A 20,608-nucleotide genomic window follows, 5' to 3' on the forward strand; every position below is an offset into this window, starting at 1 on the left:
ATGGCCGGCATGCGCCCCGTCGTCGTGACCGCCGCCGTCACCTTCCTGCTGGATCAGGTGACGAAGATCGTCGTGGTGCACGGGCTTCGCCTGGACGAGCGGCTGGCGATCGACGTGGCGCCGCCCTGGCTGCAGTTCCGCATGGCCTGGAACCAGGGCGTCAACTTCGGGCTGCTGTCGAACTCGGCCGAGATCGCGCGCTGGGGTCTCGTGGTGCTGGCGCTGGCGATCTCGGCCTGGGTCTGGATCTGGATCCGGCGCGGCGGGCAGGGCCGGCTGGCGCGGATCGGCGCCGGTCTGCTCATCGGCGGCGCGGTCGGCAACGTGTTGGACCGGGTGCTTTACGGCGCGGTCGCCGACTTCCTGAACATGGGATTCCCGGGGTTTTCGAACCCGTATTCCTTCAATGTCGCCGATATCGCGATCTTTGCCGGGGCGATCGCGCTGGTGCTGTTCACCGGCGATGCCAAGACCGGGAAGGGCGCGGCGCGCCCGGCCCGGGGCGGTCGGGCGAAAGGGCCGTGACGCGCTGGGCGGCATCGGTTAAGAACGCGCAAAGGCTGGGCCGCCCCTGACGGCGGCCGGGCGATGGAAGACGACGGGCAGGGGAGTACGCCGATGCTGGCGCGGCGCGAAAAGGCGGGAGTGATGCTGCGGGGCCGGACGGTCCTGGCGGTCGCGACCATGCTGGGCCTGGCTGCCTGCGGCAGCGGCGACCGTGACGGCGACGGCGTGCCGAACCTGATGAACCTGCGCAGCGACGGCGCCGACGAGTTCTCGATCCTGCCGACCAAGCCGCTGGAGCAGCCCGCGGACTATGCCGCGCTGCCGGAGCCGACGCCGGGCGGCACCAACATCACCGATCCCACGCCCGAGGCCGACGCGATCGCCGCGCTCGGCGGCAATGTGAACGCGCTGCGCGGCACCGCGCGCGACCAGGGCCTGCTGAGCGCCACGGGTCGATTCGGCAGCCAGGAGGCGATCCGCCCGACGCTGGCGGCCGAGGACCTTGCCTGGCGGCGCGAGAACCAGGGCCGGTTCCTGGAACGGGTGTTCTCGCTCAACCGCTACTACAAGGCCTATGACGGCCAGAGCCTGGACCAGGAAGGCGAGCTGCAGCGCTGGCGCGCGCGCGGCGTGCGCACCGTCGGCGCGCCGCCGCCGCCCACCGCGGACGAGTGAGCACCGCGCGGCGCCGGCGCCCCTCGCCCGGCCGGCCGGGCGCGGCCGCAGGGTCCTGCCGTCACATCCCCGTCAGCGGTCTATACGGTTCGGGCCGGCCCGGATAACGTCCCCGCCCGAAGACCATCGGGGAAAGGACGCTTCATGGCCCTCAGGCATTTCGGCGCCGCCGTGCTTTCGGCCTGCGCGCTCTCGGCCGGGATCGGGCCCGCCGCGCAGGCGGGAGAGATCAGCGATTTCACCCTGGAGAACGGTCTGCAGGTCGTCGTGATCGAGGACCACCGCGCCCCGGCGGTCACGCAGATGATCTACTACAAGGCCGGCGCCGCCGACGAGCAGCCCGGCAAGTCGGGCATCGCCCACTTCCTGGAACACCTGATGTTCAAGGGCACCGACAAGGTCGGGCCCAAGGAGTTCTCGCGCATCGTCGAGAGCCTCGGCGGTTCTGACAACGCCTTCACCACCTCGGATTACACCGGCTATTACCAGCGCGTCTCGGCCGCGAACCTCGACCGGGTGATGGAGATGGAGGCCGACCGGATGCGCGGCCTGAAGCTGTCGCAATCCGATGTCGACACCGAGCGGCAGGTGATCCTCGAGGAGCGCTCGCAGCGGATCGACAACGACCCCGGCGCGCTGTTCAACGAACAGCGGCAGGCGGCGCAATACCTCAACCACCATTACCGGATCCCGATCATCGGCTGGCGCCACGAGATGGAGGGGCTGACGCGCGAGGACGCGCTGGAGTGGTACCGCACCTATTACGCGCCCAACAACGCGGTGCTGGTCGTCGCCGGCGACGTGACGCCCGATGCCGTGCGCGGGCTGGCCGAGAAGTACTATGGCCCGATCGCGCCGACCGAGGGACTGGCCGAGCGTGCCCGCCCGCAGGAGCCGCCGCAGATCGCCGAGCGGCGCGTGACCTATGCCGATCCGCGCGTGTCGCGGCCCTATGTCATGCGCACCTATCTCGCGCCCGAGCGCGACGCCGGCGACCAGAAGGAGGCCGCCGCGCTGACCGTGCTGGCCGAGCTTCTGGGCGGGGACGGCCAGACCTCGGTGCTGGGGCGCAAGCTGACCTTCGACAGCAAGACGGCGCTTTACACTTCGGCCTTCTACGACGCGACCTCGCTCGACGACACGACCTTCGGGGTGGTGATCATGCCGCTGCCGGGGATCGCGCTGGCCGATGCCGAGGCCGCGCTCGACACCGCGCTGGACGCGTTCATGGCCGAGGGCGTCGACCCGGCGCAGCTGGAGCGGGTGAAGACCCAGGTCCGCGCCGCCGAGATCTATGCCCAGGACAGCGTCGCGGGGCTGGCGCGCAAGTATGGCGAGGCGCTGACCTCGGGTCTGACGATGCAGGACGTGGCCGACTGGCCGGCGGCGCTGCAGGCGGTCACGGCCGAGGACGTGATGGCCGCGGCGAAGGACGTGCTGAACCGCGATCATGCCGTGACCGGCTGGCTGCAGACGAAACCGGGCGCGCCCGAGGCGGTGACCCCGGCCTCGGCCCCGATGCAAGGCAATGGCGAGGTGCTGCAATGATCCGGAGCCTGATCTCCGCCACGGTCTCGGCCGGCTTCCTGCTGGTCGCCACCCAACCCGCCGCCGCCGCGGTCGACATCCAGGAGGTCAGCTCGCCCGCTGGGCTGACGGCCTGGCTGGTCGAGGACCACACCCTGCCCTTCGTCGCGCTCGACATCTCGTTCCGGGGCGGCGCGAGCCTGGACGCGCCGGGCAAGCGCGGCGCGATCAACCTGATGGCGGGAATGCTGGAAGAGGGCTGCGGCGACCGGGATTCGCGTGGCTTCGCCGAGGCGCGCGAGGCGCTGGCGGCAAGCTATTCCTTCGACGCGGGCGACGACACCGTGTCGATCGGCGCGCGGATGCTGACCGAGAACCGCGATCAGGCGGTGGCGCTGCTGAAATGCGCGCTGACCCGCCCCAGCTTCGCCCCCGACGCGCTGGAGCGGGTGCGCGGCCAGGTGCTGTCGGGCATCGCCGCCGAGGCGGTCGACCCGCAGGCGCTGGCGGCGAAGGCCTTCGGCGCGCAGGCCTTTGGCGATCATCCCTATGCGACCTCGGTCAGCGGCACCGCCGACAGCGTGCAGGGCCTGACCGCCGACGACCTGCGGGACGCCAAGGACCGGGTGCTGGCGCGCGACCGCATCGTGATCTCGGCCGCGGGCGACATCACGCCCGAGGCACTGGGCAAGCTGATCGACGAGCTGACGGCGGAGCTGCCCGCGACCGGGGCCGAGATGCCGGGCCGGGCGCCGATGGACCTGACCGGCGGCGTCACCATCGTGCCCTTCGACACGCCGCAATCGGTGGTGATCTTCGGCGAGAAGGGCATCAAGCGCGACGATCCCGACTTCTTCCCCGCCTATGTGCTGAACCAGATCATCGGCGGCGGCGGCTTCTCGTCGCGGCTGATGCAGGAGGTGCGCGAGAAGCGCGGCCTGACCTACGGCGCCTACAGCTACATCGTGCCGCGCGACTTCGCCGAGACCTGGCAGGGCAGCTTCGCCTCGTCCAACGACAAGGTTGCCGAGGCGGTGCAGGTGGTGCGCGACGTCTGGACCGACATCGCGCAGAACGGCGTCACCGAGGCCGAGCTCGAGGCGGCGAAGACCTATCTGCTCGGCTCGTACCCGCTGAGGTTCGACGGCAGCTCGAACATCGCGAGCATCCTCGACGGCATGCAGCTTGATCACCTGACGCCGGACTATGTCGAGACCCGCGACGCCAAGGTCGAGGCGGTCAGCCTCGAGGACATCAAGCGGGTCGCGGCCGAGTACATCCGCCCGGACGCCCTGCGCTTCGTGGTGACGGGGCAGCCGGCGGGACTGGCCGCGTCGAACTGAGGCGGGTTTGCGAATCCGGCCGCAGATGCTAGATCTGGGGGCATGACCCTTCATGCCCCCAAGATGTTAACGCAAAGCCCGGTGATCCGTCAGCTGGACGAGGCCGCGATCAACCGCATCGCCGCGGGCGAGGTGGTCGAGCGGCCGGCCTCGGCGGTCAAGGAGCTGGTCGAGAACGCGATCGACGCCGGCGCGCGCCGCATCGAGGTGGTGATCGCCGAGGGTGGCAAGCGGCTGATCCGGGTCACCGACGACGGCTGCGGCATGGCGCCCGCGGACCTGCCGCTGGCGCTGTCGCGGCACGCGACCTCGAAGATCGACGGCACCGACCTTCTCGACATCCGCAGTTTCGGCTTCCGCGGCGAGGCGCTGCCCTCGCTCGGGGCCGTCGCGCGGCTGACGATCACCTCGCGCGCCGAGGGCCACGAGGCGGCGCGGATCGCGGTGACGGCGGGACGGGACGAGGGCGTCCGCCCGGCGGCCTTGTCGAAGGGCACGGTGGTCGAGCTGCGCGACCTGTTCTTCGCCACGCCCGCGCGGCTGAAATTCCTGCGCACCGACCGCGCCGAGGCGCAGGCGATCGCCGACGTGATCCGGCGCCTTGCCATGGCCGCGCCCGGCGTCGCCTTCAGCCTGCGCGACGAGACCGCCGATCGGGTGGTGTTCCGCGCCGAGGCCGAGCAGGGCGAGATGTTCGAGGCGCTGTCGGCGCGGCTGGGCCGGGTGCTGGGCCGCGACTTCGCCGACAACGCGCTGGCGATCGACGCCGAGCGCGAGGGCATCCGGCTGACCGGCTTCGCCGCGCTGCCGACCTATTCGCGCGGCGCCGCGGTCGAGCAGTTCCTGTTCGTCAACGACCGCCCGGTGCGGGACAAGCTGATGGTGGGGGCGCTGCGCGCGGCCTACATGGACGTGCTGTCGCGCGACCGCCACCCGGCGGCGGCGCTGTTTCTGACCTGCGATCCGCAGCTGGTCGACGTCAACGTGCACCCGGCCAAGTCCGAGGTGCGCTTCCGCGACCCGGGCGTGGCGCGCGGGCTGATCGTCTCGGGGCTGCGCCACGCGCTGGCGGGGGCGGGGCATCGCGCCTCGTCGACCGTCGCCGGGGCGACGCTGGGGGCGATGCGGCCGGAAGCGGCGGCCTTTTCCGGCGTGACGGGGGGCCTGCCACAGGGCGCCGCGATGCCGCCCCGGGTCTACCAGATGGACCGTCCCTCGCAGGGGGCGATCCGTTCGGGCTTCGCCTTCCAGGCGCCCGAGGTGCCGGCGCCGGCCTATGGCGCGCCGCCGACCCCGACTGCGACCCCGACTGCGGCCGCGGGGCCGATCCCGGGCCCGGCGGCCGCGTTCGAGGGCTTCGCCGAGGCCTCGGGCCGCTACGAGGCGCCGGTCCCCGAGGCCGAGGAGGCGGCGCTGCACCGTCCGCTGGGCGCGGCGCGGGCGCAGCTGCACGAGAACTGGATCGTGGCGCAGACCGAGGCGGGCTTCGTCATCGTCGACCAGCATGCCGCGCACGAGCGGCTGGTCTACGAGCGGCTGAAGGCGCAGGCGGCCGAGCGCGCGATCCCGGCGCAGGCGCTGCTGATTCCCGAGATCGTCGAGCTGCGCCCCGGCGAAGCGGCCCTGCTTCTCGACCATGCCGAGGATCTCGCGGCGCTGGGGCTGGTGATCGAGGCCTTTGGCGGCGGCGCGGTCGCGGTGCGCGAGACGCCGGCGCTGCTCGGGCGCTGCGATGCCGCGCGGCTGGTGCGCGACATCCTCGACGAGCTGTCGGACCTTGGCGAGAGCACGCGGCTGCGGGCCCGGATCGACGCGGTGCTGAGCCGGATGGCCTGCCACGGCTCTGTCCGCTCCGGCCGGCAGATGCGGGTCGAGGAGATGAACGCGCTGCTGCGCGAGATGGAGGCGACGCCGGGGTCGGGCCAGTGCAACCACGGCCGCCCGACCTATGTCGAGCTGAAGCTGTCGGACATCGAGCGGCTGTTCGGCCGCAGCTGAGCCGGGATCAGATCCCGAGGAACGGCTGCACCAGCCGCGGGATCAGCGCCCGGAACCGCAGCGGCGCGTCGGTCGCGGCCAGACAGATGCAGGTCTCGCCGGGCTCGGCCACCGGCGTGTGCTCGACCTCGTCGCCCGCGACTTCGACATCGCCGGCCCGATAGGTGCCGTCGGCATCGGCATAGGCACCCTGCAGCACCAGCGTGATCTCGCGGCCGCGGTGGCCGTGCTCGGGCATCGCCATGCCCGGCGGGATCGACAGCAGCCGCACCGACCCGGCGCCGCTGGTCGGCAGCACCGCCTGTTTCACCCCCATGCCGACCGGGCGCCAGCGCACGGCGCCAAGGTCGCCGCCGACGATGTCGCGCACCGGCGCGGGCAGCACGGCGCCGCCGGGGGCGGCGGCCACGCGCAGCGGGGGCGCGGCGAGGATGCGCGACATCGCCGCCTGCATCGCGCCGGCGGACATCGCGACGGGCTCGGCCGTCTCCATCAGCGCGGCCCCGAAGGCCTCCTGCGCGCCGACGGCGGCGCGGCAGGCGTCGCAGTACGAGACATGGGCGGCCACGACCACGGCGAAGGCCTCGGGCAGGCGGCCCGCGGCGTAATCCGCGATCAGCGCGTCGGTCAGGTGGTGGTTCGGTTGCGTCATCATGGGCGGCTGCATCATCGGGTGGTCAGGTCATGTCCGCGCGCAGGCGCGCCAGCGCCAGGCGAATCCGGGATTTGATGGTGCCGAGCGGCAGGCCCGTCTGGGCCGCGATCTCGCTCTGGCTGCGATCGGCGAAATAGGCCTGCACGATCAGGTCGCGCTGGGCCTCGGGCAGGCGGGTCACCGCGGCGGCAAGCTCTTGCGAGGCCTCGCGCAGGGCCAGCGCATCCTCGGGGTCGGGCTCGGCCTCGGGGCCCCATGGCAGGTCCTCGGGCTCGGGGCGGCGCGACTTGCGCAGCCCGTCGATCCGGCGGTTGCGGGCGATGGTGAAGATCCAGGTCGCGACCGAGGCCCGCGACGGGTCGTAGAGATGCGCGCGGTTCCAGCACACGGCCATGACATCCTGCGCGCAGTCCTCGGCCGCCGCGGCGTCGGACCCGGACTTGATCAGGAAGCCCTTCACCCGCGGCGCGAAGTGGTCGAAGAGACGCGCGAAGGCGGCCGTGTCGCGGGCATCGCGGATCGCGGCCATCACCGGGGCCCAGTCCTCGGCGGGTCCCGATGCCGCGCCACGGCGGCGCGGTTCTTCATCTGTGGCGGTCACGCGCACAGCGATCCTCCGTCCGCGCGGAGCGACCGGCTCCGCCGCCTGAGGATAGGGCGCCGGCATCGGAGATGCATCCGCAAAATCGCCAAGGAGGGTGCTGTCGGTTAACATGTGAAGGCTACGCTGGCCCTCGCGTGCCGGATCACCGGCGGCGGACGGGGCCGCGAATTTTTTGCACCGGTGCCGGGTGCGGCGCGGGCGGAAAGATCGCCGGGCGTGATCCGACGGGCTGCGGGGCGCGTAATACGCTGATACCACCGGGTTCATCCGGCGGTTCATCCGGCCCAACGACCCCTTCGGGGACCCCAGCGAGGCGACGCATGCCGTTCGAATACCCCACCGTCGCGCCGCGCCGGATCGCCATCATCGGCGGCGGCATCTCGGGGATGGCGGCCGCGCACCTGCTGGCAGGCACCGAGAGAGTGACGCTGATCGAGGCCGCGCCCCGGCTGGGCGGCCATGCCCGCACGGTGATGGCGGGGCGGCGCGGCGACCAGCCCGTCGACACCGGCTTCATCGTCTTCAACCGGGTGAACTATCCCCGGCTGACGCAGCTGTTCCACGAGCTGGACGTGCCGGTCGCCGACAGCGACATGAGCTTCGGCGCCTCGATCGGGGGCGGGCGGTTCGAATACGGGCTGCGCAACGCTGCCGCGCTGTTCGCGCAGAAGCGCCGCGCCGGCGATCCGCGGTTCTGGCGGATGCTGCGCGACATCGTGCACTTCAACCGCAACGGGCTGGCGGCGGCCGATGACCCGGACCTGACCGTCGGCGGGCTGCTGCGGCGGCTGGGCACGGGGCGGTGGTTCCGAGACTATTACCTGACCCCGATCTCGGGCGCGATCTGGTCGACGCCGGTCGCGGGGATGCTCGATTTCCCGGCCCGGCCGATGCTGCGCTTCTTCGCCAACCACGCGCTGATGTCGGTGAGCGGCCAGCACCAGTGGCTGACGGTGAAGGGCGGGTCGCGCGAATATGTCTCGCGGCTCGAGGCGAGCCTGCTGGCGCGCGGGGTCGAGATCCGGCGCGGCAGCCCCGTGGCGGCGGTGCGGCGACCCGACGACCTGGCCGGGCCCGAGCTGCGGATGGACGGCGGCGCGTGGGAGCGGTTCGACGCGGTGATCCTCGCCTGCCATGCGGACCAGGCGCTGGCGCTGCTGGCGGACCCGTCCGAGGGCGAGCGCGCAGGCCTTGGCGCGGTGCGCTACCAGCCCAACCGGGCGGTGCTGCATGCCGATGCCTCGGTGATGCCGCGCCGGCGCGCGGCCTGGGCCAGCTGGGTCTATGCAGAGCCGCCGGGCGCGCGCTCGGACCGGATCCAGCTGACCTACTGGATGAACTCGCTGCAGCCGATCCCGGCCGACGACCCGCTGTTCGTGACCCTCAACGGCGGCGCGATCCGCGACGAGCTGGTGCATGACGAGACCGTGTTCCACCACCCGGTCTACGATCTTGCAGCGCTGGCGGGGCGCGAGCGGATCCGGGCGCTGAACGGGACGCGCGCGACCTGGTACTGCGGCGCCTGGATGCATGACGGCTTCCACGAGGACGGCTTCGCCAGCGCCGAGGATGTCGCCCTCGCCATCGCCCGTCCCAAGGCCATGGCCGCGGCATGACCGGTGCCGCGACGAACCGGGTCGAGCACATCGCCGGCGCGACCTGTCATGTCCGGCGCGGCGCGGTCGCGCATGCGTTCCGCCACGGCTTCGACTATGTCCACATCCCCGACATGGAGGCGCCGGTCGCGGCGCCCTGGCCGTTCTCGCGCCGCGGCGGGGTGCTGGGGCTGCGCGACCGCGACCATGGCGGCGCGCCCGGGCAGGGGCGGGGCGCGGCCTGGCTGCGCGAGGTGCTGGCGGCCGAGGGCATCGCCGTCCCCGGCCTGCGCATCGGGCTGATCGCGCAGCCGCGGGTGCTGGGCCACGTGTTCAACCCGGTGGCGTTCTGGCTGGCCCGCGACGGCGCGGGCCGGCTGCGGGCCGTGGTGGCCGAAGTGTCCAACACCTTCGGCGACCGCCATTCCTACCTCTGCGTGCGCCCGGACCTTGCCCCGATCACGCGCGACGACCGGATCGGGGCGCGCAAGGTGTTCCATGTCTCGCCGTTCCAGGACATCGCCGGCGGCTATACCTTCCGCTTCGATCTCGAGGGGGGGCGCGTCGGGATCTTCATCGACTACCGGGCCGGCGCCGACGGGCTTTACGCCAGCTTCGCCGGCACGCGCCGGGCCCTGACGCGGGCCGGGATCGCCGCGGCGATGCTGCGCCGGCCGCTTGGCGCGCGGCGGGTCTGGGGCCTGATCCACTGGCAGGCGCTGCGGCTGTGGCTGAAGGGGGTGCGCTATCGCCCGCGCCCGCAGCCGCCCGCGGCCGAGGTGACGCGATGAGCGATGCGATTGCCGGCCGCCGCTGGTGGCTGATCGGCGCGAGCGAGGGGCTCGGCCGGGCGCTGGCCTGGCAGATGGCCGAAGAGGGGGCCGAGGTCGTCGTCTCGGCCCGCGGCGAGGCGCGTCTGCGCGATCTTGCCGCGCGGCTGCCGGGGACGGCGACGGCGCTGCCGATGGATGTGACCGATCCCGCCTCGGTTGCGGCTGCCGCGCAGGGGCTGGGGCCGGTCGACGGCGTGGTCTGGCTGGCCGGGATCTACTGGCCGATGCGGGCGCAGCAGTTCGACCCCGAGAAGGCGGCGGCGATGGCCGAGGTGAACCTGGGCGGCTGCCTGCGGGTGATGGGCCACGTGGTGCCCGCGATGCTGGCGCAGGGACATGGGCGCATCGTGCTGACGGGCTCGCTCGCCGGCTATCGCGGCCTGCCGGGGGCGGTGGGCTATGCCGCGTCGAAAGCGGGGGTGATGTCGCTCGCCGACTGCCTGCGCATCGACCTGCGCGGCAGCGGCGTGCAGGTGCAGCTGGTCAACCCGGGGTTCATCCGCACCCGGCTGACGGCGCAGAACAGCTTCCGGATGCCGGGCCTGATGGAACCCGAACAGGCCGCCCAGCGGATCGTGGCCCACATCCGCTCGTCCCGGTTCCGGCTGGATTTCCCCACCGGCTTCTCGCGGCTGTTCACCTGGGGTCGGATCCTGCCCGACCGGCTGTGGGACCGGATCATCGGCTGATCCTTGCGAAATCATGAAGGTCGGGTAAAGAAACCGTAATGATTAGGCCGGATTTCTCATGATCGCAGCAAGATAAGGCAAAATTTAGACGCCGCTTTAATCTTCGCACCTATATGGTCCGGAGCAATGATGAGGCAGTTAATCCATAACATCGGCCGTCTGATTGGCCTGGGCCCCGCGCCGATCCCGGTGCCCGTGCCGCCGGTGTCCGTGGCCGACAGCATCATGCAAGATCACCTCGTCTGCCTCGAGACCGGCGAAAGGGTCGTGCTGCTGGGCAGCCACCTGTCGCGCCGCTTCGGGATGACCCCGGCGCAGTACCGGCGGCGCTGGGGGCTGGCCGACAGCTATCCGATGGTCGCGCCGGCCTATGCCGCGCAGCGTCGCCGCGTGGCGGGGGCCGGGCCGCCCGGAGACCAGGCATGAGCGCCGTCGCCAGCGCCGTCGCCGTCAGGGCTCGTTCGGTGCGCTTTGGTTCGCAATTCATGGAATTCATGCTACACCTTGTGAGCCGGGCAGAAGGCCCGGAACGGGAATCGGCGGCAGCGGAGCGCGCGTGACAGAGAAACCGGACCCCACGGCCGAGATGATCGCGAGCATCGCCGCGGCCTATGCGGCCCGTCCCGATACCGGGATCGAGGACATCGTGCGCCTTGTCGCACGGCTGCGCGACGAGCTTGGCGCGGGTGCCGATACGCCGGCCGCCCATCCGCCGGCCCCCCGCTTCGTGCCGGCGGCGCGCCCCGCCCAGCCCGTCGCCCCCGCGCCTGCGCACATGTCCGCGCCCCGCGCCGCGGTTCCGCCGGCGGCGGATGATGCCGCGCCGGCCCTGCCGCTGTCGCAGGCCGTGACCCGCGACAAGGTCTACTGCCTGTGCTGCGGCAAGGGCTTCAAGATGCTCAAGCGCCACCTCGGCACCGAGCATGGCATGACCGAGGATCAGTACCGCCGGCACTTCGGCCTGCCCGAGGACATGCCGCTGGTCGCGCCCAGCTACAGCGAGCGCAAGGCGCGCCACGCGCGCGAGGTCGGCCTCGGGAAATACGCCCGCATCGGCGCCTGACCTGCTGCACCGCGGCAACACGCCGTGGTTTCGGTCACGAGTTAACCAATTTGTGCCGCTTTTTCGGCGCGATTGCGGGCCATGGTCCTCCCTCGAGAGCAGAACGCTTGAGGTTGAGACATGGCGATTCCCAATACGGCCCCGATCATCGTGAAACGCGTGGTCGAGGATGGACACGAGGGCCACCACGGCGGGGCCTGGAAGGTCGCCTATGCCGACTTCATGACGGCGATGATGGCCTTCTTCCTGCTGATGTGGATCCTGTCCGCGACCGAGGAGGAGACCCGCCATGGCCTGGCCGACTACTTCTCTCCCTCAAGCTCGCAGCTGAACGGTCCCGGCGGCCTCGGGCTGCTGGCCGGCACCAGCGACGCGCGCGTCGGCACGCTCTCGGCCGAGCGCACGCCGCCGACCAGCGACGGCGCCCAGGGCAAGGCCTTTGCCGAGGGCCATGCCGAGCGCGAGAACCCGACCGCGGTCGAAAGCGCGCAGGACACCTGGGCAGGGCTTGCCCAGAGCGCGGCGCAGCAGATGGCCGCCAATGCCGAGACCCAGGCCGATCCCGGCGAGCTGACCGAGGAACAGCGCGGCCAGGCCGCGGCCGAGCGCCGCGCCGAGGACGAGGCGCAGTTCGAAGCGCTCACCGCCGAGATCCAGCAGCAGATCACCAACTCGCCCGAACTGAAGGGCCTGAGCGAGAACGTCCGCTTCGAGCGGACGACCGACGGCCTGCTGGTGCAGATCGTCGACCGCAACGGCAAGTCGATGTTCGCCTCGGGCAGCGCCCGCCCCTCGGGCGATACCGAGCTGCTGATGGAGAAGCTGGGCACCGCCGTCGCCGGCCTGCCGAACCAGATGATCATCGCCGGGCACACCGACTCGGTGCCCTATGCCGGCAGCCGCGACTATTCGAACTGGGAGCTGTCGTCGGACCGCGCCAACGCCACCCGGCGGGTGTTCATGGCGGCGGGTGTCGATCCGCGCCGGATCGTGCGGATCTCGGGTCTTGCCGATACCGAGCCGCTGAACGCCGCCGACCCGCGCGACCCCACCAACCGCCGCATCACCGTGCACCTGATCTATCGCGACCAGGTCGGCACCGAGACCGCGGCGCTGCCCGAGGGCGCGCGCCCCGACACGGCGACGTCGGACAATCTGTAAGGAACGTGCGGCCCGGTTCTCCGGGCCGGGGGCCCGGCCGGGCGGTCAGCGGAAGATCTGGCTGCGCAGGTCGCTGAGCTGGCGCTGAAGATCGGTCGGCTCGCTGCGCGGCGCGGTGGCGGCCTGCAGCGCGACCGCCAGCATCGCCGAAAGGCCGACGGCCGCGAAGCCGCCGCGCACGATCCGGCCAAGGCTGCGCTGGCGCGGCGGGGCGACCAGCGGCGCCGCGGCGGGCACGGCCCGCATCACGGAGGCAGTTTCGGCCCGGACCTCGGGCGAACCGGGAAGGACATGGACATGATCGCCGATCACCGTGACCCGCGCCTGCAGCGGCCCCGCCTGAAGCGGGGTGGTCAGCGCCTCGGTCAGCGCCGCCGCCTCGACGGTGAAGCGCGCGGCCATCTCGCCGGTCGCGCCCGCGATTTCCGACAGCCGCAGCGCGAAGGCGCCGAGATCGTCGCGCAGATAGACGGTGCGGGCGCGCGGCGCGTCGCGGCTGTCCTCGGGCGTGCCGGGCGTGGTCTCGATGACGACGCTGCCCCGCGGCTCGAGCCGAATGCGGCACTCGAGCGCGCGGGCGCGCAGCCGCTCCTCGGGCGCGAGGGCGCGGTAGCCGGCGGGCGCGGCCTCGGTCGCGATCGACTGCACGAAGGACTGGGCGGTGAAGCGATGGGCGAAGGGCGCGCGGCCGGCAGGCGCCGCGGCCGCGCCGACGGGCGCGATGAACCGGCTGGGATCAAGCCCTTCCTCGAGCGCGAACTGGACGTTCAGCGCGTAATCCTCGGCCGCCTCGACCAGCAGGGCGGGGCCGCGTTCCTCGGCGGTCAGCGCCAGCAGCGCCAGCAGCCGCTGTTCCTCGGAGAAGCGCAGGGGCCGGGTGCGGGCGCCGGCAAGCTCGGGCACGACGATCGTGTCCTCGGGCGCCTGTCCAAGCGCCGCGGCGATGCGGGGCAGCAGGCCCTCGGTCTCTTCCTCGCGGTAGAGCAGGGCCGAGCAGGCGCCTCCCGCGTCCAGGCACAGCGCAAGGCGCATGCCCCGCGGCCAGTCGCGGAACATCCGGGCCAGATCCTCGTCGCCCGGCAGGAAGGCAAAGGCATCGCTCGTCGTCATCGCTCGTCCCGGGAAGCTCCGGTCCCGTCAGGGTTGTTAAGATTTTACCGTAGGATGGACCACTACAGATGTCAAACATTCTGGCCACACTCCACAACACTTGGTAGTCGAACACAGGAATTAGATTGCCAACGGGGCATGCTTTCCCGAAATACTGTCCACGATCCTGAAACCCCTCCCGCCGCCGGGTCAGTCGGAGCCCTTTCATGACGATCATCATCGGTCTGGTCACCGTCTTCGGCCTAGTCTTCGGGGGCTTCATGCTCTCGGGCGGGAACATGGAGATCGTGCTGCACGCGCTGCCGTTCGAAGGGATGATGATCGGCGGCGCCTCGCTGGGATCGTTCATCATGGCGAACTCGTTCGGCATGGCGAAGAAGTCGGCGGGCGGCATCCTGAAGTCGGTCAAGGGCAACAAGTGGAAGGCCAAGGACTACACCGACCTGCTGAACCTGATGTTCGAGCTGAGCCGGCTGTACAAGACCAAGGGCATCCTCGCGCTGGACGAGCATATCGAGAACCCCGAGGCGAGCCCGATCTTCAGCAAGTATCCGAAGATCCAGAAAGAGCACTTCGCCACCGACCTGATCGTCGACAGCTTCCGCATGATCGCGATGCAGTTCGATGACGCCTTCCAGATGGAGGAGGTCATCAACCGCAAGCTCAAGAAGCACCACCACGAGGTGCTGGCCCCCGCGGGCGCGCTCCAGACGGTGTCGGACGGCCTGCCGGCGATCGGGATCGTCGCGGCCGTTCTGGGCGTGATCAAGACCATGGCCTCGATCGACCAGCCGCCCGCCGTGCTGGGCCTGATGATCGGCGGCGCGCTGGTCGGCACCTTCCTCGGCGTGTTCCTGGCCTATTGCATGGTCTCGCCGGTCTCGGCCCGCCTGAAGCAGATCGAGGACGAGGACGCCGCCTTCTACAACGTGATCCGCGACATCATCGTCGCCATGGTCGCGGGCCACTCGCCCAACATCTGCGTCGAGATCGGCCGCGGCTCGATCCCCACCTCGATGCAGCCGGGCTTCGCCGAGGTCGAGACCGCGCAGCGCGAACTCGCCCTGGCGGCCTGAGGCGATGGCCTCGCGCCGCGACCACGCGCTGGGGGTGATGCGGCGGCTCGCGGACGAGCGGCTGCAGCAGGAGGCCCAGGGCCTTGGCACGCTGCGCGCGCGCATCGCCCGGCTCGAGGCCGACCGCACCCGGACGCTGCAGCGGCTGGCCGACGAGGCCCATGTCGGCGGGCTGGACACGGCGCCTTATGTCGGCGCCTTCGTGCGGGCGATGCGGGCCGAGGAGGCGCGGCTGGCCGCCGAGGCGCAGCGGCTCGAGCGGCTGGCGGCCGAGCAGCAGGACCGCGTGCTCGAACGGTTCCGCGAGGTGCAGACCTACGGCAAGCTGGCCGAGACCGAGGCCGCGCGCCAGGACGACGAGCGCGCCCGGGCCGAAACCGCCGCGCTGGCCGAGGCGGCACTGAACCGCTGGCGCCGCGGCTGACCTGACGCCGGCAGGCGATCCGGCCCTGGGCGCGCGGGGGGGCTTCCGCCGGGCTCTCGGCAACCTCCCGTTAAGGCCTGCAGGCGATGCTCTGCGCCGGTGAAGCGCGGGGAACGGCCATGACGACCTACAACATTCTGGGCGTTGCGCCCGGGCAATTCCAGACGGTCGGCGGCGCGCCGGTCCAGGCCGGGACGCTGATCTACCTCAATCCCGAATGGACGGCGGCCACGAACGGCCTGACCTTCAGCTTCACCGACGGCGATGCCAACCTCGACGGCGACTCGGGCGCGGACGAGGTCGGGTCGGACGCGGACCAGACGCTGGTCGTGACGGACAGCGGCGGCTCGACCCTCGGGTCCGGCAAGGGCTATGTCGAGGACGTCATCATCGCGACGGCGCCCGACGGCAGCACCATCCGCCTCTACCGGATCGAGATCGCGGGGGTTTACAAGGGCATCGTCATCGACGGCGCCGTCACCCCCGGCGTTCAGTACACGATCACCGCGGTGAACGACGTCACCTCGTCGAACGCGCCGCTCTACTCGGCGCTCGACAGCCTGTCCTACAACCAGGCCGCGGCGAACTCGATCAGCGGCGGCTCCGGCAACGAGACGCTGTCGGGCGGTGCCGGCAGCGACACCATCTCGGGCGGGGCGGGCAACGACTCGATCCTCGGCGGGGACGGCGACGATTCGATCCTGATGGGGTCGGGCCAGAACACCGTCTATGGCGGCGAGGGCAACGACTATGTCGACGACGCCGTCGGGCCGCGGCTGGTCGGGCCGAACTACATCGACGGTGGCGGCGGCGCCGACACGCTGATCTCGGGCGACGGCAACGACACGATCTATGGCGGCGACGGCAACGACAGCATCCTGGGCGAAGGCGGCAACGACTATATCGACGGCGGCGCCGGCGATGACGACATCCAGGCCGGCGCCGGGGCGAACACCGTCTACGGTGGCGCCGGCAACGACCGGATCGACGACATCAAGGGCGTGGTCGGCGATCCCGGCCCGAACGAGTTCCACGGCGGCGACGGCCACGACACGATCTATTCGGGCAACGGCAACGACACGGTGTTCGGCGATGCGGGCAACGACTACATCTATGCCGAGGGCGGCAACGACCTGATCGACGGCGGCGACGGCAACGACTGGGTGCAGGCCGGATCGGGCGACGACACGATCTTCGGCGGCACCGGCAACGACATCCTTCTGGGCGAGGCCGGCAACGACGCGATCTTCGGCGGTGCGGGCGACGACAGCATCGCCGGCGGCACCGGCAATGACACGCTCTGGGGCGACACCGGCGCGGACACGTTCTACGTCATCTCGGGCGACGGCAACGACACGATCTATGCCGGCGACAACGACAGCGCGATCGACCGGCTCGACTTCTCCTACATGGGCAGCTCGGACAGCCTGAACCTGAACATGACCGGGTTCGAGATGGGCACCTACACTGTCAACGGCGGCACGGCCACCGGCCAGTTCTGGGAGATCGAATCGGTCCAGGGTGGCGCTGGCAACGACACGATCGACGGCTCGGGCGGCATGGCGAACATGATGCTGTCGGGCGGGGCGGGGGATGACGTCATCCTTGGCGGCACCGGCAACGACACGCTTTCGGGCGGCACCGGCAACGACACGCTGACCGGCGGCACCGGCGACGACGTGATGACGGGTGGCACCGGCATCGACCATTACGTCTTCTCGCCCTCGGGCGGCCAGGACCGGATCACCGATTTCGACATGACCGCGAACGGGGCCAAGACCACCGACCAGCTCGATGTCTCGGGGCTGACGAACGGCAGCGGCGGCCCGGTGAAGGCGCGCGACGTGACCGTGATCGACGACGGCTTTGGCAATGCGCTGATCATCTTCCCGGACGGCGGGTCGGTCACGCTGACCGGCGTGTCGGCCGCGACGGTGCGGATGCCGGGACAGCTGCAGGCGATGGGCATCCCCTGCCTGGTCGCCGGCACGCCGATCGACACGCCCGACGGGCCGCGCCGGGTCGAAGATCTGCGCCCCGGCGACATGGTCGAGACGGTCGAGGCCGGGCCGCAGCCGCTGCTGTGGGTCGGGCAGCGCCCGGTCGGGGCCGCGGAGGTGGCCGCCGATCCGCGCATGCGCCCGGTCGAGATCGGGGCAGGGGCGCTGGACAACGCGATGCCGATCCGGATGTCGCGGCTGCATTCGGTGGCGGTGAACAGCGATGCCGGCTGGCGGCTGGTGCGCGCGGGCCTGCTGGCAGAGCTTGGCTGGCCCGGCGTGCAGGTGATCGAGGATCACGCGCCCGTCGTCTATTACCACCTGCTGATGCCGGGCCATACCCTGCTGCGGGCCGGCGGGCTGGCAGTGGAAAGCTTCTGGCCCGGGCCGAACGCGCTTGCCGGGCTGGGGGCCGAGATGCGGCGCGGCCTGCTGCTCGCCTGTCCGACCCTCGCGCCGATCGTGCTGGGGCTCGAGCCGCCCGAGCGGCTCTATGGCGGCCGGGCCGCACCGGCGATGGGACGGCGCGAGGTGGACGCGCTGTGCCGTGCCGCGATCGCCGCCTGACGAATCGCGAATCGGCTCCCGGCCGATTCGCTGTCATCACATCCATCCTGCGCGCGCCGGTTCTGGCGGCGCGACGCGGCTCTTCGCGACCAAGGCTTGGGCGCCCGGAAAACTGTCGCCCCGGGCCTGCCCGCGGTCGGCCTCCCCGCCGGTTGCGCGCCGCGCCCACCGCCACGCCCCCCGCTGCGCCCCCGCCGTGCCAGCGCACCGGGGCAGGTCGCAGGCTGGCCGCTGAATGTCGCTTTCGTACGGGCTGTAATCCCCCCATCCGGCCCAATCGGCGGGCATCGGGACGCCGCAACGTGCTGTTGAAATGACGACGGCGTTTTGCTTCAGTTCCGGGCAGAAGAATAATCGCGACCAAAGCGTCCGACATGGGGAGCATCACTTGACCGCAGCCAGCGCCGCCGACGCGGCCTTCGTCGAATTCGACAGGGTCCAGAAGAGCTACGACGGTGAGAGCCTCGTCGTGAAGGATCTCAACCTCCAGATCGCGAAGGGCGAGTTCCTGACGATGCTGGGCCCCTCGGGATCGGGCAAGACGACGTGCCTGATGATGCTGGCGGGCTTCGAGACCGCGACCAACGGCGAGATCAAGCTGGCCGGCCGGCCGATCAACTCGGTCCCGCCGCACAAGCGCGGCATCGGCATGGTGTTCCAGAACTACGCGCTGTTCCCGCACATGACCGTCGGCGAGAACCTCGCCTTCCCGCTCGAGGTGCGCGGCATGGGCAAGGCCGAGCGCGAGACCAAGATCATGCGCGCGCTGGGCATGGTGCAGATGGAGAAGTTCGTGAACCGCCGCCCGGCGCAGCTTTCGGGCGGCCAGCAGCAGCGGATCGCGCTGGCCCGCGCGCTGGTCTTCGACCCCGAGCTGGTGCTGATGGACGAACCGCTGGGCGCGCTCGACAAGCAGCTGCGCGAGCACATGCAGTTCGAGATCAAGCGCCTGCACGATCAGCTTGGCATCACCGTGGTCTACGTCACCCACGACCAGGGCGAGGCGCTGACGATGTCGGACCGCGTCGCGGTGTTCAACGACGGCCGCATCCAGCAGCTGGCCCCGCCCGCCGAGCTTTACGAGCGCCCGAAGAACAGCTTCGTCGCGCAGTTCATCGGCGAGAACAACAAGCTGCCCGGCACGATCGAGAGCTTTGATGACGACAAGGCCGTCGTGCGGCTCGCGACCGGCGAGATCATCGACGCGACCCCGGTCAACATCCGCACCAAGGGCCAGCAGACGCTGGTCTCGATCCGCCCCGAGCGCGTCGAGTTCAAGCCCGAGATGATGCCGCCCGGCGCCCACATGATCGGGGCCGAAGTGCTCGAGGTCATCTACATGGGCGACATCCTGCGGGCGCGGCTCAAGGTCGCCGGCAGCGACGATTTCGTCATGAAGATGCGCAACACGCTCGGCCAGACCCGGCTCGAGCCCGGCCAGAGCGTGCGCATCGGCTGGCACCCGGCCGACGCCCGCGCGCTCGATCCGGCGTGATCGCGCGTCCGCCGCACGAGGAATGACGGCTCCGCAACGGGGCCGCAGCCAAACTCCGCCGAAGAAGCCCGGAACGGGCCGGGCGGACCGACACAGACTGATCCAACGGGAGACCACCGAATGAAGAAAGTTCTCATCCTCTCCACCGCCCTGACGGCAGTGGCCTTCGCCGCGCAGGCGGATGTCACCGTGCTGTCCTGGGGCGGTGCGTATGAAAAGAGCCAGGTTGAGGCTTACAACAAGCCCTTCACCGCCGAGAGCGGCATTGCCGTGAACATGACGGCCGCCGACAACCCGGCGACGCCGATCAAGGCGCAGGTCGAGGCCAACAACGTCACCGTCGACGTCGCCGACGTCGAATATGCCGACGCCGTGCGCCTGTGCGACGAGGGTCTGCTGGAAGAGTTCGACGACTCGGTCCTGCCGGCCGGCGCCGATGGCACCGCCGCCACCGACGACTTCCTGCCGGGCGCGCTGACCGACTGCGGCGTGGCCAACATCGTGTTCTCGACGGTCTATGCCTACGACAGCTCGAAGATGTCGACGGCCCCGACCTCGATCGCCGACTTCTTCGATCTCGAGAAGTTCCCGGGCAAGCGCGGCATGCGCAAGGGCGCCAAGGCGAACCTCGAAATGGCGCTGATGGCCGATGGCGTGCCCGCCGCCGAGGTCTACGAGGTGCTCGAGACGCCCGAGGGCGTGGACCGTGCCTTCGCGATGCTCGACAAGATCAAGTCGGACGTCGTCTGGTGGGAAGCCGGCGCGCAGCCGCCGCAGCTGCTGGCCGACGGCGAGGTGGCGATGACCACTGCCTACAACGGCCGCATCTTCGCCGCCGCCGTGTCCGAGGGCAAACCCTTCGAAGTGATCTGGGACGGTCAGGTCTACGAATACGACATGTTCGTGATCCCGAAGGGCGCGCCGAACCTCGAAGAGGCGATCGAGTACATCAAGTTCTCGACCAGCTCGAAGGCGCTCGCCGACCAGGCCGCCTGGATCAGCTATGGCGCGGCGCGCAAGTCGTCGGGCACGATGTACCCGCTCTACAACGACGGCAAGACCGAGATGGCGCCGCACCTGCCGACCGCTGAAGCCAACCTCGGCAATGCGCTGGCCTCGTCCTACGAGTTCTGGGTCGACCACGACACCGAGCTGAACGAGCGCTTCAACGCCTGGCTCGCCAGCTGAGCCGCAGGCGCGCGCCTTCGGGCGCGCGCCCTTCCCGGCCCGCCGCCGGCGCCCATCCGGGCCCGTGCGGGCCCTCCTTGACCACGGCGGGACAAAAG

General features: G+C 70.9%; 20 protein-coding genes. 17 read left to right on the forward strand and 3 right to left on the reverse strand.

Annotated elements, in window-relative coordinates:
* The 5 genes from lspA to mutL all read left to right on the forward strand — a co-directional run bounded on the left by lspA (window position 1) and on the right by mutL (window position 6,050).
* Window positions 1–525, forward strand: coding sequence for a signal peptidase II (gene lspA, locus V8J39_RS19430; protein ID WP_442902618.1), 525 nt, complete (start codon window positions 1–3; stop codon window positions 523–525).
* 93 nt (window positions 526–618) lie between these two features.
* On the forward strand, window positions 619–1,182 hold the full coding sequence (locus tag V8J39_RS19435; protein WP_336462623.1) for a DUF3035 domain-containing protein: 564 nt from the start codon (window positions 619–621) through the stop codon (window positions 1,180–1,182).
* A gap of 144 nt (window positions 1,183–1,326) precedes the next feature.
* Window positions 1,327–2,730, forward strand: a complete 1,404-nt coding sequence (locus V8J39_RS19440) for a M16 family metallopeptidase (protein ID WP_336462624.1) — start codon at window positions 1,327–1,329, stop codon at window positions 2,728–2,730.
* The gene (locus V8J39_RS19445; protein WP_336462625.1) at window positions 2,727–4,052 is read left to right on the forward strand and encodes a M16 family metallopeptidase; all 1,326 of its coding nucleotides are present in this window, start codon (window positions 2,727–2,729) and stop codon (window positions 4,050–4,052) included. The genes V8J39_RS19440 and V8J39_RS19445 overlap by 4 nt, the downstream gene beginning before the upstream one ends.
* Window positions 4,053–4,094: 42 nt before the next feature.
* Window positions 4,095–6,050: a DNA mismatch repair endonuclease MutL gene (gene mutL, locus V8J39_RS19450; RefSeq protein ID WP_336462626.1), complete on the forward strand. Its 1,956-nt coding sequence runs from the start codon at window positions 4,095–4,097 to the stop codon at window positions 6,048–6,050.
* A 7-nt stretch (window positions 6,051–6,057) separates the two neighbouring features.
* Here the strand turns inward: mutL and V8J39_RS19455 are convergent, their stop codons facing one another.
* Window positions 6,058–6,705, reverse strand: a complete 648-nt coding sequence (locus tag V8J39_RS19455; RefSeq protein WP_336462627.1) for a ChrR family anti-sigma-E factor — start codon at window positions 6,703–6,705, stop codon at window positions 6,058–6,060.
* A gap of 22 nt (window positions 6,706–6,727) precedes the next feature.
* Window positions 6,728–7,372, reverse strand: a complete 645-nt coding sequence (locus V8J39_RS19460) for a sigma-70 family RNA polymerase sigma factor (RefSeq protein ID WP_442902619.1) — start codon at window positions 7,370–7,372, stop codon at window positions 6,728–6,730.
* 257 nt (window positions 7,373–7,629) lie between these two features.
* Here V8J39_RS19460 and V8J39_RS19465 point away from each other — a divergent pair, with 257 nt between their 5' ends.
* The 7 genes from V8J39_RS19465 (at window position 7,630) to V8J39_RS19495 (ending at window position 12,650) form a co-directional block, all read left to right on the forward strand.
* Window positions 7,630–8,925, forward strand: a complete 1,296-nt coding sequence (locus V8J39_RS19465) for an NAD(P)/FAD-dependent oxidoreductase (protein ID WP_336462628.1) — start codon at window positions 7,630–7,632, stop codon at window positions 8,923–8,925.
* A complete protein-coding gene (locus tag V8J39_RS19470; protein ID WP_336462629.1) occupies window positions 8,922–9,695 on the forward strand; it encodes a DUF1365 domain-containing protein in 774 nt (257 codons plus the stop codon). The genes V8J39_RS19465 and V8J39_RS19470 overlap by 4 nt, the downstream gene beginning before the upstream one ends.
* Entirely contained in the window at window positions 9,692–10,426 is a 735-nt protein-coding gene (locus V8J39_RS19475) for an SDR family NAD(P)-dependent oxidoreductase (protein WP_336462630.1), read from the forward strand. The genes V8J39_RS19470 and V8J39_RS19475 overlap by 4 nt, the downstream gene beginning before the upstream one ends.
* 129 nt (window positions 10,427–10,555) lie before the next feature.
* Entirely contained in the window at window positions 10,556–10,852 is a 297-nt protein-coding gene (locus tag V8J39_RS19480) for a MucR family transcriptional regulator (RefSeq protein WP_336462631.1), read from the forward strand.
* Window positions 10,849–10,986 carry a hypothetical protein gene (locus tag V8J39_RS19485; RefSeq protein ID WP_336462632.1) on the forward strand — a complete coding sequence of 46 codons (138 nt, stop codon included), beginning with the start codon at window positions 10,849–10,851 and terminating at the stop codon, window positions 10,984–10,986. Before V8J39_RS19480 ends, V8J39_RS19485 begins: the two co-directional genes overlap by 4 nt.
* Window positions 10,983–11,489 (forward strand): MucR family transcriptional regulator, encoded by a 507-nt coding sequence (locus tag V8J39_RS19490; protein WP_336462633.1) that lies wholly within the window; start codon window positions 10,983–10,985, stop codon window positions 11,487–11,489. The genes V8J39_RS19485 and V8J39_RS19490 overlap by 4 nt, the downstream gene beginning before the upstream one ends.
* A gap of 120 nt (window positions 11,490–11,609) precedes the next feature.
* Window positions 11,610–12,650, forward strand: coding sequence for a flagellar motor protein MotB (locus V8J39_RS19495; RefSeq protein WP_336462634.1), 1,041 nt, complete (start codon window positions 11,610–11,612; stop codon window positions 12,648–12,650).
* 45 nt (window positions 12,651–12,695) lie between these two features.
* On the opposite strand, the gene V8J39_RS19500 is transcribed toward V8J39_RS19495, so the two are convergent.
* Window positions 12,696–13,760, reverse strand: a complete 1,065-nt coding sequence (locus tag V8J39_RS19500) for a hypothetical protein (RefSeq protein ID WP_336462635.1) — start codon at window positions 13,758–13,760, stop codon at window positions 12,696–12,698.
* Between the two features lie 206 nt (window positions 13,761–13,966).
* On the opposite strand from V8J39_RS19500, the gene motA reads away from it, so the two are divergent.
* The 5 genes from motA (at window position 13,967) to V8J39_RS19525 (ending at window position 20,510) form a co-directional block, all read left to right on the forward strand.
* Complete coding sequence (gene motA / locus V8J39_RS19505) at window positions 13,967–14,836, forward strand: flagellar motor stator protein MotA (protein ID WP_336462636.1); 870 nt, start codon at window positions 13,967–13,969, stop codon at window positions 14,834–14,836.
* A gap of 4 nt (window positions 14,837–14,840) precedes the next feature.
* Complete coding sequence (locus tag V8J39_RS19510; protein WP_336462637.1) at window positions 14,841–15,260, forward strand: hypothetical protein; 420 nt, start codon at window positions 14,841–14,843, stop codon at window positions 15,258–15,260.
* Between the two features lie 119 nt (window positions 15,261–15,379).
* Window positions 15,380–17,827, forward strand: a complete 2,448-nt coding sequence (locus tag V8J39_RS19515; RefSeq protein WP_336462638.1) for a Hint domain-containing protein — start codon at window positions 15,380–15,382, stop codon at window positions 17,825–17,827.
* 388 nt (window positions 17,828–18,215) lie between these two features.
* Window positions 18,216–19,322: an ABC transporter ATP-binding protein gene (locus V8J39_RS19520; protein WP_336462639.1), complete on the forward strand. Its 1,107-nt coding sequence runs from the start codon at window positions 18,216–18,218 to the stop codon at window positions 19,320–19,322.
* Window positions 19,323–19,442: 120 nt separating this feature from the next.
* On the forward strand, window positions 19,443–20,510 hold the full coding sequence (locus V8J39_RS19525; protein WP_336462640.1) for an ABC transporter substrate-binding protein: 1,068 nt from the start codon (window positions 19,443–19,445) through the stop codon (window positions 20,508–20,510).
* The last annotated feature ends 98 nt before the right edge of the window (window positions 20,511–20,608 follow it).

It is taken from the genome of Frigidibacter sp. MR17.24 (assembly GCF_037095655.1).
GTDB lineage: Bacteria > Pseudomonadota > Alphaproteobacteria > Rhodobacterales > Rhodobacteraceae > Frigidibacter.

Excerpts from the sequence above, each read along its gene's own strand:
- lspA (WP_442902618.1), top strand. The coding sequence starts at position 1 with ATGGCCGGCATGCGCCCCGTCGTCGTGACCGCCGCCGTCACCTTCCTG.
- V8J39_RS19435 (WP_336462623.1), top strand. The coding sequence starts at position 619 with ATGCTGGCGCGGCGCGAAAAGGCGGGAGTGATGCTGCGGGGCCGGACG.
- V8J39_RS19440 (WP_336462624.1), top strand. The coding sequence starts at position 1,327 with ATGGCCCTCAGGCATTTCGGCGCCGCCGTGCTTTCGGCCTGCGCGCTC.
- V8J39_RS19445 (WP_336462625.1), top strand. The coding sequence starts at position 2,727 with ATGATCCGGAGCCTGATCTCCGCCACGGTCTCGGCCGGCTTCCTGCTG.
- mutL (WP_336462626.1), top strand. The coding sequence starts at position 4,095 with ATGACCCTTCATGCCCCCAAGATGTTAACGCAAAGCCCGGTGATCCGT.
- V8J39_RS19455 (WP_336462627.1), bottom strand. The coding sequence starts at position 6,705 with ATGATGACGCAACCGAACCACCACCTGACCGACGCGCTGATCGCGGAT.
- V8J39_RS19460 (WP_442902619.1), bottom strand. The coding sequence starts at position 7,372 with ATGCCGGCGCCCTATCCTCAGGCGGCGGAGCCGGTCGCTCCGCGCGGA.
- V8J39_RS19465 (WP_336462628.1), top strand. The coding sequence starts at position 7,630 with ATGCCGTTCGAATACCCCACCGTCGCGCCGCGCCGGATCGCCATCATC.
- V8J39_RS19470 (WP_336462629.1), top strand. The coding sequence starts at position 8,922 with ATGACCGGTGCCGCGACGAACCGGGTCGAGCACATCGCCGGCGCGACC.
- V8J39_RS19475 (WP_336462630.1), top strand. The coding sequence starts at position 9,692 with ATGAGCGATGCGATTGCCGGCCGCCGCTGGTGGCTGATCGGCGCGAGC.
- V8J39_RS19480 (WP_336462631.1), top strand. The coding sequence starts at position 10,556 with ATGAGGCAGTTAATCCATAACATCGGCCGTCTGATTGGCCTGGGCCCC.
- V8J39_RS19485 (WP_336462632.1), top strand. The coding sequence starts at position 10,849 with ATGAGCGCCGTCGCCAGCGCCGTCGCCGTCAGGGCTCGTTCGGTGCGC.
- V8J39_RS19495 (WP_336462634.1), top strand. The coding sequence starts at position 11,610 with ATGGCGATTCCCAATACGGCCCCGATCATCGTGAAACGCGTGGTCGAG.
- V8J39_RS19500 (WP_336462635.1), bottom strand. The coding sequence starts at position 13,760 with ATGACGACGAGCGATGCCTTTGCCTTCCTGCCGGGCGACGAGGATCTG.
- motA (WP_336462636.1), top strand. The coding sequence starts at position 13,967 with ATGACGATCATCATCGGTCTGGTCACCGTCTTCGGCCTAGTCTTCGGG.
- V8J39_RS19510 (WP_336462637.1), top strand. The coding sequence starts at position 14,841 with ATGGCCTCGCGCCGCGACCACGCGCTGGGGGTGATGCGGCGGCTCGCG.
- V8J39_RS19515 (WP_336462638.1), top strand. The coding sequence starts at position 15,380 with ATGACGACCTACAACATTCTGGGCGTTGCGCCCGGGCAATTCCAGACG.
- V8J39_RS19525 (WP_336462640.1), top strand. The coding sequence starts at position 19,443 with ATGAAGAAAGTTCTCATCCTCTCCACCGCCCTGACGGCAGTGGCCTTC.